This is a genomic window from Nocardia sp. NPDC059228, from assembly GCF_042754245.1.
Taxonomy (GTDB): Bacteria; Actinomycetota; Actinomycetes; order Mycobacteriales; family Mycobacteriaceae; genus Nocardia.
Map to the genome: position 1 here is coordinate 83813 of NZ_JBHZAL010000019.1, position 16752 is coordinate 100564.

20 protein-coding genes are annotated in these 16752 nt (G+C 69.0%); 12 read left to right on the plus strand and 8 right to left on the minus strand.

What is annotated here, in order from left to right:
* Positions 1 to 20: 20 nt before the first annotated feature.
* Complete coding sequence (locus ACFXKA_RS26365; RefSeq protein ID WP_379429312.1) at positions 21 to 506, minus strand: PaaI family thioesterase; 486 nt, start codon at positions 504 to 506, stop codon at positions 21 to 23.
* Positions 507 to 569: 63 nt separating this feature from the next.
* On the opposite strand from ACFXKA_RS26365, the gene ACFXKA_RS26370 reads away from it, so the two are divergent.
* On the plus strand, positions 570 to 1898 hold the full coding sequence (locus tag ACFXKA_RS26370; protein ID WP_354840088.1) for a PLP-dependent aminotransferase family protein: 1329 nt from the start codon (positions 570 to 572) through the stop codon (positions 1896 to 1898).
* Between the two features lie 34 nt (positions 1899 to 1932).
* Here the strand turns inward: ACFXKA_RS26370 and ACFXKA_RS26375 are convergent, their stop codons facing one another.
* Complete coding sequence (locus tag ACFXKA_RS26375; protein WP_379429313.1) at positions 1933 to 2808, minus strand: SAM-dependent methyltransferase; 876 nt, start codon at positions 2806 to 2808, stop codon at positions 1933 to 1935.
* A gap of 376 nt (positions 2809 to 3184) precedes the next feature.
* On the opposite strand from ACFXKA_RS26375, the gene ACFXKA_RS26380 reads away from it, so the two are divergent.
* The 4 genes from ACFXKA_RS26380 (at position 3185) to ACFXKA_RS26395 (ending at position 6615) form a co-directional block, all read left to right on the plus strand.
* Positions 3185 to 3838, plus strand: a complete 654-nt coding sequence (locus tag ACFXKA_RS26380; protein ID WP_379429314.1) for a nicotinamide riboside transporter PnuC — start codon at positions 3185 to 3187, stop codon at positions 3836 to 3838.
* 140 nt (positions 3839 to 3978) lie between these two features.
* Positions 3979 to 4791 (plus strand): helix-turn-helix transcriptional regulator, encoded by an 813-nt coding sequence (locus tag ACFXKA_RS26385; protein WP_379429315.1) that lies wholly within the window; start codon positions 3979 to 3981, stop codon positions 4789 to 4791.
* Positions 4792 to 4837: 46 nt separating this feature from the next.
* Positions 4838 to 5701: a universal stress protein gene (locus tag ACFXKA_RS26390; RefSeq protein WP_379429316.1), complete on the plus strand. Its 864-nt coding sequence runs from the start codon at positions 4838 to 4840 to the stop codon at positions 5699 to 5701.
* 299 nt (positions 5702 to 6000) lie between these two features.
* Positions 6001 to 6615, plus strand: a complete 615-nt coding sequence (locus tag ACFXKA_RS26395) for a cutinase family protein (protein WP_354840103.1) — start codon at positions 6001 to 6003, stop codon at positions 6613 to 6615.
* A gap of 19 nt (positions 6616 to 6634) precedes the next feature.
* Here the strand turns inward: ACFXKA_RS26395 and ACFXKA_RS26400 are convergent, their stop codons facing one another.
* The 3 genes from ACFXKA_RS26400 to ACFXKA_RS26410 form a co-directional block, all read right to left on the minus strand.
* A complete protein-coding gene (locus ACFXKA_RS26400; protein WP_379429317.1) occupies positions 6635 to 7135 on the minus strand; it encodes a hypothetical protein in 501 nt (166 codons plus the stop codon).
* A 162-nt stretch (positions 7136 to 7297) separates the two neighbouring features.
* Positions 7298 to 7963, minus strand: coding sequence for a VC0807 family protein (locus ACFXKA_RS26405; RefSeq protein ID WP_379429318.1), 666 nt, complete (start codon positions 7961 to 7963; stop codon positions 7298 to 7300).
* A 2-nt stretch (positions 7964 to 7965) separates the two neighbouring features.
* Positions 7966 to 8598: a TetR family transcriptional regulator gene (locus ACFXKA_RS26410; protein WP_379429319.1), complete on the minus strand. Its 633-nt coding sequence runs from the start codon at positions 8596 to 8598 to the stop codon at positions 7966 to 7968.
* A 195-nt stretch (positions 8599 to 8793) separates the two neighbouring features.
* On the opposite strand from ACFXKA_RS26410, the gene ACFXKA_RS26415 reads away from it, so the two are divergent.
* The 4 genes from ACFXKA_RS26415 to ACFXKA_RS26430 are packed head-to-tail and all read left to right on the plus strand — an operon-like array spanning position 8794 to position 12248.
* Positions 8794 to 9702, plus strand: coding sequence for an ATP-binding cassette domain-containing protein (locus ACFXKA_RS26415; protein WP_379429320.1), 909 nt, complete (start codon positions 8794 to 8796; stop codon positions 9700 to 9702).
* A 21-nt stretch (positions 9703 to 9723) separates the two neighbouring features.
* Entirely contained in the window at positions 9724 to 10425 is a 702-nt protein-coding gene (locus tag ACFXKA_RS26420) for an ABC transporter permease (RefSeq protein ID WP_379429321.1), read from the plus strand.
* 29 nt (positions 10426 to 10454) lie between these two features.
* Positions 10455 to 11579 (plus strand): sensor histidine kinase, encoded by a 1125-nt coding sequence (locus ACFXKA_RS26425; protein WP_379429322.1) that lies wholly within the window; start codon positions 10455 to 10457, stop codon positions 11577 to 11579.
* A gap of 21 nt (positions 11580 to 11600) precedes the next feature.
* Positions 11601 to 12248 (plus strand): response regulator, encoded by a 648-nt coding sequence (locus tag ACFXKA_RS26430; RefSeq protein ID WP_379429323.1) that lies wholly within the window; start codon positions 11601 to 11603, stop codon positions 12246 to 12248.
* A 7-nt stretch (positions 12249 to 12255) separates the two neighbouring features.
* Here the strand turns inward: ACFXKA_RS26430 and ACFXKA_RS26435 are convergent, their stop codons facing one another.
* Entirely contained in the window at positions 12256 to 12600 is a 345-nt protein-coding gene (locus ACFXKA_RS26435) for a DUF2218 domain-containing protein (RefSeq protein ID WP_379429324.1), read from the minus strand.
* A gap of 5 nt (positions 12601 to 12605) precedes the next feature.
* Positions 12606 to 13226: a class I SAM-dependent methyltransferase gene (locus ACFXKA_RS26440; protein ID WP_379429325.1), complete on the minus strand. Its 621-nt coding sequence runs from the start codon at positions 13224 to 13226 to the stop codon at positions 12606 to 12608.
* A 114-nt stretch (positions 13227 to 13340) separates the two neighbouring features.
* Here ACFXKA_RS26440 and ACFXKA_RS26445 point away from each other — a divergent pair, with 114 nt between their 5' ends.
* Positions 13341 to 13913 carry a TetR/AcrR family transcriptional regulator gene (locus ACFXKA_RS26445; RefSeq protein ID WP_379429326.1) on the plus strand — a complete coding sequence of 191 codons (573 nt, stop codon included), beginning with the start codon at positions 13341 to 13343 and terminating at the stop codon, positions 13911 to 13913.
* A 57-nt stretch (positions 13914 to 13970) separates the two neighbouring features.
* Here ACFXKA_RS26445 and ACFXKA_RS26450 read toward each other — a convergent pair whose 3' ends face one another.
* Complete coding sequence (locus ACFXKA_RS26450; protein ID WP_379429327.1) at positions 13971 to 14600, minus strand: TetR/AcrR family transcriptional regulator; 630 nt, start codon at positions 14598 to 14600, stop codon at positions 13971 to 13973.
* Positions 14601 to 14665: 65 nt separating this feature from the next.
* On the opposite strand from ACFXKA_RS26450, the gene ACFXKA_RS26455 reads away from it, so the two are divergent.
* Both ACFXKA_RS26455 and ACFXKA_RS26460 read left to right on the plus strand, forming a co-directional pair.
* Positions 14666 to 15100: a 4-oxalocrotonate tautomerase family protein gene (locus ACFXKA_RS26455; RefSeq protein ID WP_379429328.1), complete on the plus strand. Its 435-nt coding sequence runs from the start codon at positions 14666 to 14668 to the stop codon at positions 15098 to 15100.
* A gap of 94 nt (positions 15101 to 15194) precedes the next feature.
* On the plus strand, positions 15195 to 16748 hold the full coding sequence (locus ACFXKA_RS26460; protein ID WP_379429329.1) for an amino acid permease: 1554 nt from the start codon (positions 15195 to 15197) through the stop codon (positions 16746 to 16748).
* Positions 16749 to 16752: the final 4 nt, after the last annotated feature.

The window sequence follows — 16752 nt, forward strand, 5'->3', positions numbered from 1 at the left end:
GCGTCAAGATTCTCCGATACTCAGCGGCCGTGCGAGCGTTCGCCTCGCAGGGTGGTGACGATGCTGGTCACCGTGGCGACCGGCTTGCCGTCCGCGCGGGTGATATCGCACTGGTAGTGGGTGATGGTGCGGCCGGAGTGGGTGGGGAAGGCGGTGGCGCGCAGCGTGTCCCGCCATACCGGGCGGAGGAAGACCGCGCGGAGATCGATGCTGGTGAACGTTTCGCCGGGACCCACGACGGTGGAGTGGGCGGTGCCGATGGCGGCATCGGCCAGTTCGGTGAGCAGGCCGCCGTGGACGGTGCCCTGCTGGTTGCCGTGCCGGGCGGGATCGGTGTCCATTTCGACGGTGGCGCGGCCGGGGTCGATGGCCACCAGCCGGATGCCCAGGGTGCGGGAAATGGCGGTGGGGTAATGGAATTGGCAGGTCAGGCCGTCGGTCCCGGTGCCGTCCAGTTGTGCGCGCAGGTAGTCCAGGACGGGCACTTCGGTGGTCGCGATCGTCATGGCAACGGACGGTAGGACGCGGGGTCAGGACGATCAAGAAATTGTCCTAGGTACAGTCGGATCATGCGGACCTACACCGATGTCGCCGCCGCCCTCGCCGGGCAGATCCGGGACGGGCGCTGGGCGCCGGGACAGCGCCTGCCGACGCATCGGCAACTGGCCGCCGAGCACGGTATCGCGGTGGCCACCGCGACCCGGGTGTTCGCGGAACTGAAGCGGGCGGGGCTGGTGGTCGGCGAACCGGGGCGGGGGAGCTTCGTGCGGGATCGGTCGGTGCGGCTGGCCGCGGCCGCGTACGGGCCGGGGGCGGAGACGGTGTGGGCGGATCTGGCCTTCACCCAGCCGCTGTCGCCGCGTCGGGAGGAATTGCTGCGCACGGGTTTACGCGACCTGGCGGCCTCCGGCGATCTGGACGCCCTGCTGCGGCAACAGCCGCCGGGCGGGCGGCCGCACGATCGCGCGACAGTCGCCGGGTTCCTCGGGCGGCGGGGGATCGAGGTCGATCCGTCGCGGATGGTGGTGACCGCCGGGGCGCAGCACGGGCTGGATCTGATTGTGCGAGCGATGTTCTCACCCGGCGATGTGATCGCCGTGGACGAGCTCACCTACCCCGGATTCAAGCTGCTGGCCCAGGCGCACGGGCTCACACTCGCACCGGTTCCGGCGGCCGGGAACGGCCCGGATCCCGACGCCCTGGCGCGGTTGTGTGCGAAAAGGCCGGTGCGCGCCGTCTATACGATGCCGACCCTGCACAATCCGCTCGGCTGGGTGATCGACAGCGACCGGCGCCGAGCGCTCGTTTCCGTTGCGCGCCGGCATGATCTGTTCCTGATCGAGGACGCCGCCTACGCCTTTCTCGCCGATCCGGCCCCGCCACCGCTGGCGGCCATCGCCCCGGAGCGCACCTTCTGGGTGTCGAGCCTGTCCAAGAGCGTCGCGGCCGGACTGCGTTTCGGCATGCTGGTCCACCCGCCCGTGGCCGCGCCCGCCCTGGCCCGCACCCTGCGCGCCACCATGGCCGGTCCGCCCGGGCTGACCAGCGCCCTGGCCACCCGCTGGCTCGCCGACGGCACCGTCGACACTCTCGAACAGGCGAGTCGCGTTGCCGCGCAGGAACATCAGCGCATCCTGCACCGGGAGCTCGGCGATCGGAATCCGATTGCCCACCCGCGCTCGTTCTTCGCGTGGCTGCCCATCGATCCGGACCAGCGCATGGACCGGATCGCCGCCGAACTGTCCCGGCGCGGCATCCGCGTCTGCACCGCCGAGGCGTTCGCCACCACCGCGCACGTGCCGCACGGGCTGCGCATCGCGCTGGGATCGCCTGCCCCGGATGAACTTCCACTGGTGCTCGCGGAAATGCGCGCGGCCCTGGACAGCGTGCCGCTGTGACACCAGGACCGCGCGAGATCCGGGCCGAGCCGGGTCAGGGCCGGGTGACCGTGACCAGATTGATCAGCGACTGCTGTCGCGGATTGTCGGGCGGAGTGCCGCCGAGGTCGTGAATGTAGTCGGTGAGATTGACGCGCTGACCGGTCCAGCCGCGGGCGGTGAACCATTCGGTGGCGTCGCTGCGGGGCTCGTTGTAGATCATGCCCACCCAGTCCGCGCCGGTCTCGCCCTCCCCGGTCATCTCGGCGACCGACTCCGCGGGCAGCGGATCCATCTGCTCGATGGCGACCCGGCTGCCGTGCGCGCTGAGCTCCGCGATGGCCTCGAAGAGCTGGTCCTGCGCAGCCGGCGTCAGATAGATCAGCAGGCCCTCCACCAGCCACGCGGTCGGCACGGCGGGATCGAATCCGCTGTCGCGCAGGGCCTTCGGCCAGTCCTCGCGCAGATCGACCGCCACCTCGTGCCGCTCGGCGCGGGGCCGGTGCCCGGCTGCGGCGAGCGTCTCCCGTTTGAAGTCGAGCACCTGCGGGCGGTCGAGTTCGTAGAGCACGGTGCCGTCCGGCCACGCCAGCCGGTAGGCGCGCGAGTCCAGGCCGGCCGCCAGAATCACCACCTGACGCACCCCCGCGTACGAGGCGGCGGCCATGTAATCGTCGAAATATCGAGTGCGAGAGATCTGATGCTGCTGGAACTGCACCCCGAACTCGGGTGCCAACAACGGGTGTTCGGGCAGCCGGCCCGCCAGCAGCTCGGCCCATTCCCCTCCCGCGGCCCGCACGAACAGCTCGGCGAACTCATCGTGCGCCGGCGCATCGATCGCGCGGCCACCCAGCACCCGGGCGGCCGCCACGAACAATGCCGTGGATCCAACACTGGTCTTGATATCCCAGGAATCACCTTCGGTGCGCATATTCGCCAACGTACTCACGCGGGCGCGCAAGGTCATTCCGCCGCGCGAAGTCGGCCGGAATCCACCACGGATCCATCATCTGGCTGCAATTCGCATCGTCGAATGTCCTGTCCGCGATCGATCTGATCATCCTGATCGGCTGGAACCTCGTAGATCCGCCGCGCACCGCGCGCCTTTTCGACGCGGGACCCTCACCGTTCCGGGGCGATCGGCATCAAGGCCGGCGGTCCATGCCTGTGGCGCGCCGGTCTCCCATCGGGGGAGGGCCGGTGGCGGGAATATCGGGCTGTGGCACGGTGGTTCCGCACGACGACAGAACGCACACCCCGGGACCCGGATCCGGCAGCTGTGCTCGGCAGGCAGCGGAGGAGGCCCGGTGAACGCCGGATTCGACCTGTTCGGTGAACACATCCTCTGGACCGACGCCGCCGGCAATCTGTTGTCCCTCGCGGTGGTGTGGCTCGCCATGCGCAAGACCATGTGGACGTGGCCCGTGCAGCTGGCCGGTGCGGTCCTGCTGCTGGCGGCGTCGGTGCACGCCCACGTTCCCGGCAATGCGCTCAAGCAGTTGTTGTTCATCGGGCTCGCGGGCTACGGCTGGCTGGCCTGGCGGCGCGGCACCTCCGAGCACCGGGATCTGATGGTCCGGCCCGCCACCCGCCGTGAACGCCTGACGCTGCTGGCCCTGCTGGCGGCCGGCACGGTCGCGGTGGCCGAGGCGTTCGCCCACCTCGGCTGGCTGCACATCGCCTGGTCCCCGTGGGCCAATGCCTATGTCTTCGTCGGCAGTGCCATCGCGACCTTCGCGCAGAGCCGGGCCCTGACCGACTTCTGGATCATCTGGATGCTCGTCGATCTGGTCGGTGTGCCGCTCGCGATGAAATCCGGCCTGTACGCCTCGGGCGCGGTCTACGGTCTGTTCTTCCTGCTCGTGGTGCTCGGGTTCCTGCGCTGGCGGGGCGAATATCGTTCGCGCCGAGGCCTTCCCGCCGCCTCGGTGGCCGTCGCCGCGCCCGCCGGCGGCGAGTGAGCCGGTCCCGAGACCGGGAATTCGCTGCGCTGCCCCGATTTGTTCCGGATTCTCGATTTGCCGACAGGAGAGCAGGCTGCTAGGCAGTAGCCACTGATCGAGGTCCATCCAGGCGGGTGGAGTGTTTTCCGGGGCGGGATATGAGTGACGGAACTTTCGGCGACTCGGGGTCGATGCTCGGGCGGGTGGAACCGCCGAGCTTCGGCAGTACGCTGCGGCGGCTGCGGGAACGACGCGGCGTCTCGCGTGAGCGGCTGGCCTTCGGCTCGGGTGTCAGCGTCAGCTACATCACGCGCATGGAACGTGGCGATCGCGACCACCCGACCGAGCAGGTACTGACGGCCATGGTGCGCTATCTGCACAAGGTCGGCCCGGTGACCCCGGTCGAATACCGGCATCTGCTCGAACTGGCCGCCCTGCCGCAGCACCCGGCCGCGGCCCGCGGCCCGATCGCCGCGGACGTGCCGGGCATTCTGGCCGCCCACCTCCCGCACCCCGCGGCCTACCTGGACCGGTATCTGAATGTGCTGGCCGCCAATACCGCTCATCTGCGCACCTTTCCGGGCGTCGGCGAGGACGGCAACTATCTGCGGTGGATGCTCACCAATCCGGCCGCGCGTGCGGTGCTGCCGGCCTGGGAGTCCGATCTGCGGCGTGCGATCGCCACGTTGCGCGGCGTGATGGCCATCGTCGGCGAGGCCGCCGACGATGCCCGGCTGCTGACCGAGTTCGGCCGCTTCGAAATCTTCCGGCGCATGTGGACCGAGGAGCACTACAGCCTCACCGGGGCGCCGACGGTCATGCGCCTGCGCGATGCCGAGACCGGTGAACCGTATGCGCTGCTGTGGCAGATCCTGCGGGATCAGTCCACCCAGATGTACCCCGATCAGCCCCTGTTCATCGTCGGACTGCCCACGGCGAGTCGACCTGGAGACCGTCCGGTCGGCTCGTAGGATCGCCCGCGGAAGGTTCTTTCCACCCGGAGGGAGGCCGAACGCGGTGCCCGTCTACAGTCTCGACCGGCCGATCGTGGTCGGTGTCGACGCCTCCGAGTCCGCCCTGCACGCCGTGCGCTGGGCCGCCGTGGACGCGGCCCTGCGCGGCGCGGCCCTGCACCTGGTGTTCGCGGTGCCCGCGGACGCCGAATCGCCCCTGGACGAGAGCCCGGTCCGGCTGCTGCACGATCGGCTGCGCGGCACCGCCCAGGCCGCCCTCGACGCCGCCGCCGAGATCGCGCGGAAAGCCGCCGGGGACAGCGAGATTCGCGATATCCGCACCTTCCTCGTCGATGTCCCGGCCGTCATGGTGCTGGCGGAGCTCGCCGCCACCGCCTACTACGTGGTGGTCGGCGTGCGCGGGATGAGCGCCTATCACCGCAGTCTGCTCGGGTCGGTCAGCACCGGTGTGGCGCGGCATGCACAGGGGCCGGTGGTGGTGGTTCCCGGTGAGACGGACGGGCTGTCGGGCCGGCCCGTGGTGGCCGGCGTGGACGGGTCGCCGCACAGCGTCCGCGCGCTCGAGATCGCCTTCGACGAGGCCTCCCGGCGCGGCGTGCCGCTGATCGCGGTCCAGGCGTGGGAGGTGTCCGGGGACAGCGACACTCGCTCGTCCGACGACGCGATCCAGCTGCTCACGCGCATGCTCGAGCGCAATACCCGGGACTATCCGGGCGTCGAGGTGAAATCCGTTGTGAAGGAAGGACGTCCAGCCCGGGTTCTGCTCGATGCCGCCGCCGGCGCGCAACTGCTGGTGGTCGGAAGCCACGGCACCCGTGGCTATCCCGGTATGGCGCTCGGCTCGACCGGTCACGCGCTGCTGCACGGCAGCGAGTGCCCCATCGCCCTGGTCCGCTTGCGCAACTGAGCCGGCGGCGCCCATTTCGCGCAGCGCAACCTAGGTTGCGGGGAGTTTCGCACCGGCACACCGGATTCGGACGCGACCGACGCGCGCGCTGTGCGACTGATGGCCGAACGTCTCCGCGTCAATGCCCGGCAAGCTCGCCGGGTCGTGTACACACGGCCCGCAGACATCGCGGTACGGCCAACAAAAGCAGTGCTTGTGTAACTGTTTCGCCAGAAATCAAGAACCCCAGCAATTTTTGGGTACATCATGCGCAAGCCGGGCCCGACCCGGAGGTTATACAAATAAAGAAAGTTACGACCATGCGTAGAGCAACGGCGCTCTTCGCCGCATTACTGTTGGCCATCCTCTTTTCCATCACACACCTGGCGGCCCCGAAGGCCAATGCCGATGTCTGCACCGGTGATTGGGCGATCGGCATCGGCGGACTCGGCGACAACACCTCGTCCATCTTCATCCCGTACGTCGATCAGCCAGTCGGATACAACTCCGCCGACCCGATGTCGGGGTTGAACGAACTGGACCGACTGTTCTGGCAGCACCGCAACGAATGCCCGGGCGACCACATCCGGTTGATCGGGCACAGTGAGGGCGCCGGCATCGTGCACGCCTGGGTCACCGCACACCAGGACGTCGACAATGCCAATGCCATTCTGCTGTCGGATCCCAAGCGGGCCCCCGGCCCGGGTTGGGGCGGATTGTCCTCGACTCCCGGCAACTGGATCATCGGCTATCCGCTGGCCGGCGTCGACGACTGGTTCGGCGACTTCCCGGTTCTGACGGTGTGCAACCACGACGACCAGATCTGCGACACTTCGGCCGGCTGGTGGGGTTACCTCTTCGGGGGAGCACATGGTCGTTACGATTTCAATGTCTGGGACTACGGCGACTGGGATTCCGGCGTCTGGTACCGGTAATCAAGTGATTCGAAGGGGATCAGTAGCCGAAAGGCACTGGTCCCCTTTGGCTGAACCCGTGCCCCATCGACGTGCACACGGCCGAGCCATTGAAGGTGATCTGACAGGTCGCGCCGGCATGGGTAATCGAGAACTGCGGATCGTGTCCGCTCAGCTGCGCGATGGGGGCCAGGCCCGGATTTCCGCCCGCGAGGGTGTGGCTGCCGTTGGAATTCCACTCCGGATGCGCGGGCAGCGCGGTCGAATCGATCGCAATGGCAGGCACATTCGAGAACGGCACCTGCGCCCCGGCATAGAGCACATTCATGGTGGCCGCCGGAACCGTCAGATCACACCCCACCGCGCCGGCCGCGCCGATCGAACAGTTCCACTCGCCCATGCTGAAATACACGGTGTCGCCTACCTGGGCGGGACCGCCCGTGTCGTCGGCGTACGCGCCGCCCGCCCCGAACAAACCGGCAGCAATCCCGAGAATTCCCCCGCAAACCCATGCGGCGGTCGCTTTCACAGCTGTGGACACGGCATCTCCCTGATGCGCATTAAGTGTTATCGGCCGAACCGGCCATAGAGAAAACGTATCACTTTACGGCGCAAAGGCAGAAGTTCTGTCGAGGGGGCTGACACACTTTTCGGCCACCGCGCCGGTCAATTCGCCGCAGCGACCGGCAAATCCTTCCGTGTTTCAGACCTTCAGCCCGTTTCGCGTGACGTAGACGATGTGGAAGGTGATCAGCCCGGCGAGGACAACGAGCCATTGCAGCGTGGTGGCCAGGGGAACCGCGTCGAGCGGCAGTGTGTAGGCGAAGACCACCCGGATGACGGCGTCGACGGTGAACGCCGTGCCCCACACCGCGGTCAGCGCGCGCAATTGACGGCGGAATCGGGAGTCGTTGTCCCAGCGGGCATCCCATTGCCGATACCCCGCCTCGCCGATCTTCACCGTGACGATGGTGCGGGCGAAGCTGCGCATCAAGGGCCGCTGGGTGAACAGCGTGCCCAGTGTCCACAGGCCCAGCGCCCCGAACAGCCAGCTGTCCCGGACCAGCAGGGTGCGCGGATCGCCGGTGACCAGGGACACCACCGTGCCCGCCACGATCATGGTGAGGGTGAACAGGGCGATCGCGTCGACGCGGCGGTGGCGGACGGCGTCGTAGGTGAGGAAGGGGAGGGTGAGCAGGGCGGGCGCCACCAGTGCCGGCCACGGATTGACGCCCGCGCCGCGTAGTGCGTAGTAGGCGCCGATGGGGAGGATGAGTTCCAGGATCACCTGGCGCGCAGTGTGTTTGCGCAAAGCCGCACGCTTCTGGGCGGGGCCGGGGGGCTGCGGGGTGGTCGCGGGCAGCGCCATGATCAGGCGTCCTTCCGGGTGGCGCGGTCGAAGATGTCGGCGAGTTCCTGGGCGCAGGCCGCGGTGTCGAAGGCCGGGTCGGCGGCGGCGCGCGCGATGGCGGCGTCCACCGAGCCGCGGATGGCCATCAGCATGACGACCGGATCGAATTCGCGGAATGCCCCGTCGCGCTGACCTTCTCGCAGTCGCTCGACCTGTGCCGCGGACACGCTGTCGAGCTGCTCGACGAGGCCGAACAGGTGCGGATCGTCGGTCCCGGCATTGGCCGCGATATTCGACAGTGCCCGCATGTGTTTCGGATATTCGTCGATCAGGGCCAGGTTCGCGGCGAAGAAGCCGCGCAATCGGCCCCGGTGACCGTCCTCCGTATCGAGTTTGGCGACAACGTATTCGGCGGAGGTCTGCATGATGCGGGCGACCACCTCGCGGATGAGATCGCCCTTGCCCTGGAAGTAATACGAGATCATGCCGGTGCTGCTGAGCCCGGCCTGCTTGGCGATCTTGGCGAACGAGGCGTTCGGATAACCCTGATCGGCAATGACCTCGATGGCCGCGTCCACGATCTGTGCGCGCCGGGCGACCTCGGTGAACGTCCTCCCCAACGCTTGCTTGCCTGGGCTGAATTTTGCTTGCATGAGCAAAACCTACGGCGGTTTGCTCGGCCGAGCAAGAGAATCGGCCGTTCCACCGGCACTCATCGACCCGGAGGTAAGCCGAAAGTGGTATCTCGCCGTGTGCTGTCGGCTGATGGCCGCGCCGCCCCGCTCCGGAATCGTCGGAGCAGACACGGCGACGCAGCGGGCATCGCCCTTCCGATACGAGGTGAACGGATGATTCAGGCGCGTGGGCTCGGCAAGCGCTACGGGGACGTACCGGCGGTGGACAACCTGTCCTTCGATGTCCGGCCCGGCGTGGTGACCGGCTTCCTCGGTCCGAACGGTGCCGGCAAGTCGACCACCATGCGGCTCATGCTGGGCCTCGATCACGGCAGCGGCCGCACCCTTTTCGACGGGCAGCCCTACGCCGAGCTGACCGATCCACTGCGCTCGGTCGGCGTCGTGCTCGATGCCCGCGCCGTGCATCCCAAGCGCACGGCCATCGGGCATCTGCGCATGATCGCCGCGGGAGCGGGCATCGGCGAGGGCCGGGTCGAGGAGGTGCTGGGCCTGGTCGGCCTGTGCAATGTGGCCGGGAAGCGGGCGGGCGGGTTCAGTCTCGGAATGCATCAGCGGCTGGGTCTGGCGGCCGCGCTGCTGGGTGATCCGGCCACCCTGATCCTGGACGAGCCCGCCAACGGGCTGGACCCCGAGGGGGTGCGCTGGCTGCGCGATCTGCTGAAAGAGCTTGCGCACCAGGGGCGTACCATCTTCGTCTCCTCGCATCTGCTGAACGAGATGGCGCACCTGGCGGATTCGCTGGTGGTCATCGGCGCCGGGCGGCTGCTGGCCGCGGAATCGGTGCGCGAGTTCGTCGCCCGCAACTCCGCGCCCCGCATCACGGCGCGTACCGATCGGCCCGCGGAACTGGCGAAGACGTTGAACCGCCACGGGTTCCGCGCCCGGGTGGAGGCGGACGGCACGGTGGCCGTCGACGGTCACGACCGGCAGGGTGTCGCCGCCCTGGCCCTGCGCGCCGGGCTGCTGATCACCGAGCTGACCCAGGCGCGCAGCAGCCTGGAGGATGCCTACTTCCAGGCCACCGCCGATTCCGCCCAGTACCGCGGCCACGTTGTCGCCTGACATCGAACAGGAATTCCGCTCATGTCCAATGCCATTCGCTACGAACTGACCCGGCTCGCCACCCTGCGCTCCACCTGGACGCTGTTGGCTGGCGGCCTGGCCCTGCAGGTCTTCATCGCCTATCTGTCCGCGGCCCGCGACTACGCCACGCCGAGCGAGCAATTCGCCGCGTCGGTCTCGGGGCTGCCGTTGCTGCTGGCCGCGCTGTTCGCCACCGCGGTGGCGGTCAATGCCTTCGGGCACGAATACCGTTACGGCACCATCACCACCACCGTGCTCACGGTGCGACGGCCGGGCCGGGTCCTCGCGGCGAAAGCGCTCACGGTGGGCGCGCTCGCCGCCGTCTACGGCCTCGCGCTGGTGGGCATGACCGTGCTCGTGCAGCTGCTGACCTCGACGCTACCGGTCGAAACCTCGCATCTGGCAAGGGCTTTCACCGCGGTGCCCGTGTTCGTGACGCTCGCCGCCCTGGCCGGTATGGGCATGGCCGCTGTCACCCGTAATGCGACCGTCGCCATGGTGGTGGCCATCGGCTTCCCGACCGTGGTGGAGACCGGCGCGGTGCTGGCGGGCGTCAGCCCGAAGGTGATGCCCTTCCTGTCCGCCGGGCAGTTGGTGCAGCCCGGCACCGGGAATCCCGCCCTGCTGGTATTGCCGCTGACGCTGGTGGCGGCCGGGTTGCTGGCACTCGGACGCGTGCTGCTCGCGCGCCGTGACGTGTGAGAATGCCGAGCCCGACTAGGGTTGCCGGAATGAGCGCGACGCGACGGATCGGCACGGTGATCCTCGATGTCGTGCTCGCCGCGCTCTTCGGGGTGGCCGGTTTCGAAGAGGTGCACACCTCCGCGATCGGCCTGCTGCCCGCCGCGGCGGGCCCGCCGGTGGCCGTCGTGGCCGGTATCGCCCTGCTGGCGCGGCGCTTCCGGCCGCTGCCGGTACTCGGGGTGGCGCTGCTCGGGCAGCTGCTGGTCGGCGCGTTCGCGCCCATGCTGCTGGCGATCTACACGGTCGCCCGGCGCTACGGCAACCGCCGCCCGACCTGGTCGGCGGCGCTCGCGTCGGTGATCGTGGCGGTGGTGCCCTGGGGCGCGGGCAGCTGGTGGGAGCTGTTCTTCCACCGTGGCGTCATCGTCACTGTCGGGCTCGCGCTGCCGCTGCTGCTGGGACTGTGGACCAACCAGCGTGCCGAAACCCTTGCGGCCCTGCGCGAACGCGCCGAGCAGGCCGAACGCGAACGCGACCTGCGCGCTGCGGCGGCCGTGGAGGCCGAGCGCCTGCGCATCGCCGGGGAGCTGCACGATATTGTGGCGCACCGGATTTCGCAGATCACCGTGCTGGCCGGGGCGCTCGAGGTGTCCGCCGACGCCAAGCCCGCCGAGATCGCCGGGACCATTCGCGCCACCGGATCGCGCGCCCTGACCGAGATGCGGGAGCTGCTCGGCGTGCTGCGCGCCCGCGACGGTGGGGAGGCAGTGCCGCTGCGGCCCGTGCCCGACCTGGGCGCCATTGCCGAACTCGTCGCCGAGGCGGTCGCCGCCGGGCAACAGGTGGATCTGTCGCTGCCGCAGGACCTGCCGCCGGTGCCGGGACCGGTCGGCCGGGCCGCGCATCGACTGGTCCGGGAGGCGCTGACCAATGCCGCCAAGCATGCGGCCGGGGCCGAGGTGCGGGTGGCGCTCACCGTCGCCGACGATCGTCTCGACGTCGATGTCCGCAACGGCCCCGGTGAGCGGACCGCCCTGGCCGCCCAGGGTTCCGGCTTCGGTCTGCTCGGCATGCGCGAGCGGGTCGAACTCGCCGGTGGGACCGTGCATTCCGGTCCGCTGGCCGGCGGCTACCGGGTGCACGCGACGTTCCCGCTGACGGCCGACGAATGACGATGTGGTGAAGGAGGTTTCGTGATCCGGGTGGTGCTGCTCGACGACGAGGAACTGGTGCGCTCCGGCATCGCCATGATCCTGGAGGCCGGCGGCGATATCGAGGTGGTCGCCCAGGACGGCGACGGCCGCGCCATCGTGGACCTGGTGCACCGGCATCGCCCGGATGTGGTGGTCACCGATATCCGCATGCCGCACGTGGACGGTCTCGAGGTGACCCGCCGGGTCCGCGGCCTCCCCACGCCGCCGGCGGTGGTCGTCCTCACCACCTTCGGACTGGACGAATACGTCTACGCCGCACTGGAATCCGGCGCGGCGGGTTTCCTGCTCAAGGACACTCCGCCCCGCGAACTCGCCCGTGCCGTCGAGGTGGTCGCCGCCGGTGACGCCATCCTCGCGCCCGCCATCACCAAACGCATGCTCACCGCCTTCACCCAGGGCCCCGGCGCGCAGCAACCGGACGCGCTCGCCCAGCTCGCTCAGCTCACCGATCGGGAACACGAGGTCGCGCGGGCCGTCGCCACGGGTGCGGGCAATGCCGAGATCGCCCGCACCCTCCATATGAGCGAGTCCACGGTCAAGGTGCACATCAGCCGCGTCATCGCCAAGCTGGGTCTCGAAAACCGCACGCAGATAGCGATTCTCGTACTGCGCGCCGGATTGGCCTGAAGGCCGGTCAGTCCGGATCCCGCCAGTCGACAGTGAGGGAATCGCCGAAGCGGGTGAGGTCGCGGGTGAGGATGTCGCGGATGCGGTGCAGGGCCGTGGCGTCGGTCGCGTCGATGCGCATGACGAGTGCCTCGGGTTCGGCGGTGAGGGTGCAGTGGCCCCAGGGGTCGAAATGGGCGGTGGTGCGGGTATCGCTGCCGTCGACGCGCAGGTGGATCTCGCCGGCGGCCCGGGGATTGCCGGCGTGGACGCGGTGTCCGCGCGGGGAGGCCATGGCCTCGGCGTGGGTGCGGAACTGACGCAGGTAGCGGGCCGATCGGTCGGTGGGGATGCGGGATTCGAGTGCGGGCATGGGAGTCACTGCCGGGTGAGGGCGGCGAGCCAGGCTGCCACCGGGGTCGGGCTGGGAAGGATGTCGAGGGTGGCCGGTTCGAGGGAATCGAGTCGCCAGCCATCGGTGAAGGCGGACTCGATATCGGTGCGGCTCAGGCGATGTGGACCCCAGGTGCCGGGCTGGCGATCGCTGAAACCGAGCAGGAAGTAGCGTCCGCCCGGCGCAATGATCGTGGCCAGGCCGTCGACCAGGGCGACGCGGTCCGCGCCGTCGAACAGGTGGAACAGACCGCAGTCCAGCACGGTGTCGAAGGTCTCGCCGAGGGCGGCCAGGTCCAGGGCGTTGTGGCGCACGAACCGCGCCTGCAGCCCGCGTTCCGCTGCCTTGTGCCGGGCCAGTTCGAGCGCCTGCGCGGATTGGTCGATCCCGGTGGCGTCGAGACCCAGGCCGGCGGCGAGCAGGGCGTGTTCGCCGGTGCCGCAACCGAGGTCGAGGACCCGGCCGCGCAGGGCGCCGGCCGCGGCGAGGGCGGTGAAGGCAGGCTGGGGGCGGTCGATGTCCCACGGCGGTTTCGTCGCGTACAGGGTGTCGGGCGCGTTGGGGTCGTGGTATTCGGGGTGGGGGTCGTCGGTGGGTGGGAACACGGAATTCTCCTGTCGGGAGGGCCGGCCGTGACCTGATGCCTCGAATTTATCGAGACACTGTGTCTACGGTCAAGAGCTGATGTCTACAGGGCTGTCAGTCTGTATGGTTGAGCCGTGCCGAAGCTGTGGAACGAGACGATCGACGCCCATCGCCGCGAGGTGCGGGACGCGATCCTCGACGCCACCGCGGCCCTGGCCTTCGAACAGGGGCTGCGCGGGGTGACCATGTCGCGGATCGCCACTCGCGCCGGCATCGGGCGGGCCACCCTCTACAAGTACTTCCCGGATGTCGAGACCATTCTGCGCACCTGGCACGCCCGCCGGATCGAGGCCCACCTCGGGGAGCTGGTCAAAGTCCGCGACGGTGAGGGCACTGCGAGCGGCCGCCTCGACGCCGTCCTCGCCGCCTACGCGCACATCACCCGCCAAACCGGTAGCCACGACCGGGAATTGGTGAAGTTCCTCCATCCCGACGAGCACATCGTCGCCGCCCTCGAACAGCTGCGCGATCTGCTCCGGCAGCTGATCGAAGAAGGCGCCGGCACCGGCGAACTGCGCGCCGACGTCCCACCCGACGAGCTGGCCGCCTACTGCCTGCACGCCCTGTCGGCCGCGGCCGACGCGACGTCGGAGGCCGCGGTGGGACGGCTGGTATCGGTCACCGCGGCGGGACTTCGCGCGGTCTGATCCACCACCCTGCCCCCGGCGGCACGGATCGGCGCGCTTCGGGCGGCAGCCGGGTTCTCAGATCCGGTCGCGCGTAATCGTCGACCGCACGAGCGGTTCCAGCTGCGTGGCAATGCGATCCAAGGGCTCCGCGCTCTGCTGTGCGCGGCACATGGCCACGCTGCCCTCGACGGCGGCGACGATCAGGGTGGCCGTGCGCTCGGCCTCGGCGCGTTCGGCCCCGTGGGCGCACATCGAGTCGGTCAGCAGCTCGGTCCAGCGGCTGAAGGCCGCGGCGGCCGCCTCGCGTGGTGCGCCCTCGGCCTCGGGCAGGTCCTCCACGGCGACCGCCAGTACCGGGCACCCGGCGCGGAAGTCGGTGTCCACCACGACCTTCCGCCACATCTGCAGGAAGGCTCGCATCCCCTCGATCGGCCCCCGGTCCAGTTCGCGGGCGAGCAGCGTGGCCGCGAGATCCCCGGCGAAGGTGACCGCCTCGGTCGCGAGCTGGGTCTTGCCGCCGGGGAAGTAGTGGTACGTCGAACCCAGTGGCGCGCGAGCGTATTTGGCGAGCTCGCGCACACTGGTCGCATTCAGGCCGCGCCGCCGGATCATGTCGGCCGCCCCGGCCACGAGTTTGCCGCGCGAATCCGCGGCCTCGCCCGGCGTCCCCGCCATCGACTCCTCCTTGTCTATAACAACCGTCATAGCGTACCGTCCCTTCGGTTATGACGACTGTTATAGATGGTCGGCTGGAGCGAAGGAGCACGTAGATGCCGATGATTCACCTGACCCTGCCCGCCGGAGTGCTGACCGGGGAAGCGCGGGGCGAGCTGTCCGAGGCGCTACCTCAGACCCTGCTGAAGTGGGAGGGCGCACCCGACACCGCGTTCTTCCGCGCGCAGGCGTGGTGCCGCATCGAGGAGGTCGCCGATGGCGGATTCGGAGCGCTCGCGGACGATCTGCCGCGCTTCCGGGTCGACGTGACCGTCCCCGGGGGTGCGCTGTCCGACCGCCGCAAGACCGGGCTCATCGCCGAGGTCACCGAAAAGGTGCTCGCCGCCGCGGGTCTCGGCCAGAGCGAGGCGCTGCGGGTGTGGGTGCTGATCCACGAGCAGCCCGAGGGCGCCTGGGGCGCGGCCGGCGCGGTCGTGAAGTTCGAGGAACTGGCCGCCCTCGCCCAGGGACAGTGCTCACCGGGCGACTAGTTTGTTCGTTGGCCTGCGGTTCGACACGGGTTTACCGCACACTGGGCTCCTGGCAAACGCCGTGTGAGGGCGGCGTTTTCACTCGGGAGCTAGCATGACCGCAACCCAGCCTCGATCCGATGATGAACGGCGGCTCGCCGAACTCGGTTATAAACAGGAATTGGCGCGATCCTGGTCCGGATTCTCCAATTTCGCGATCAGCTTCACCATTGTCTCGATTCTCACCGGCGGCCTGGCGAGTTATGGGATCGGCCTGTCCAACGGCGGGCCGATCACCATGGCGTGGGGCTGGCCGCTGGTCTCGGTCATGGTGTTGTTCGTCGGGCTGGCCATGGCCGAATTGGCCTCGGCCTATCCGACGTCCGGCGGACTGTACTGGTGGGCGTCGGAGCTGGGCGGGCCGGTGTGGGGCTGGTTCACCGGCTGGTTCAACCTGATCGGGCAGATCGCGGTGACCGCGGCCATCGATTACGGCGCGGCCATCTTCACCACCGTCGTGCTGAATGTGATCGGATGGGATATCGGGACCGACCGCAACGCCATCTTCGCGGTGTTCTCCGGGATTCTGGTGCTGCACGCGGTGCTGAACATCATCGGCCCGCACCTGTCGGCGGTCATCAACAATGTGTCGGCCTGGTGGCATGTGGGCGGCGTGGCCATCTTCGTGGTGGTGCTGGGCTTCGGTGCGCGCAACCACCAGAGCATCGGCTTCGTGTTCACCAAGACCGTGGACAACAGTGCGATCGGGTTCGGCGGGGTGGCGTTCAGCTTCCTGCTCGGGCTGCTGCACGCGCAGTACACGTTCACCGGGTACGACGCGTCGGCGCACATGTCGGAGGAGACGCACGACGCCTCGCGCATGGCGGCCAAGGGGATCATCAACACCATCGTGGTGTCGGCCATCGCGGGGTATCTGCTCATCATGGCGGTGACGTTCGCGATCCCGAATCTCGACGACGCGCTGGATCCGGCCAAGAACAGCGGTTATCCGGTCATCTACATCCTGCAGAATTCGCTGAATTCGTTCTGGTCGGGGTTGCTGCTGATCATCGCCGCCGTCGCCCAATTGTTCTGCGGCTACGCCTCGGTCACCGCGGCCTCCCGCATGCTGTTCGCCTTCGCGCGCGACGGCGCGGTGCCGGGATCCAAGCTGTGGGCGAAGCTGTCGGCCCGCCGGGTGCCGGTGAACGCGGTCTTCTTCGTCTCGGTGTTCGCGTTCATCCTGCTGATTCCGTCGATGCTGGTGCCCGCCGCCAATGCCCCGACCGCGTACGCCGCCGCCACCTCGGTGGCCACCATCGGCCTGTACATCGCCTACGGGATTCCGGTGCTGCTGCGGCTGTTGCGCGGCAACCGATTCCAGGCCGGGCCGTGGCAGCTGGGCCGCTGGTATCGGCCGATCGGGATCATCGCGCTGGTCTGGATCGTGATCATCAGCGTGCTGTTCATCCTGCCGACCGACGACCACGGGTATCCGTGGGTGGACGGATTCACCTGGAACGCGGTGAATTACGCGCCCCTCACCCTGGTCGGGGTGGTGGGCGCGATCGCCGTCTGGTGGTTCGTCTCGGCCCGGCGCTGGTTCACCGGGCCCAGACGAACCGTGGAGGAGCCGCCGGAGGTCGACCAGGCCCCCGTCGGCGCCTGACCCG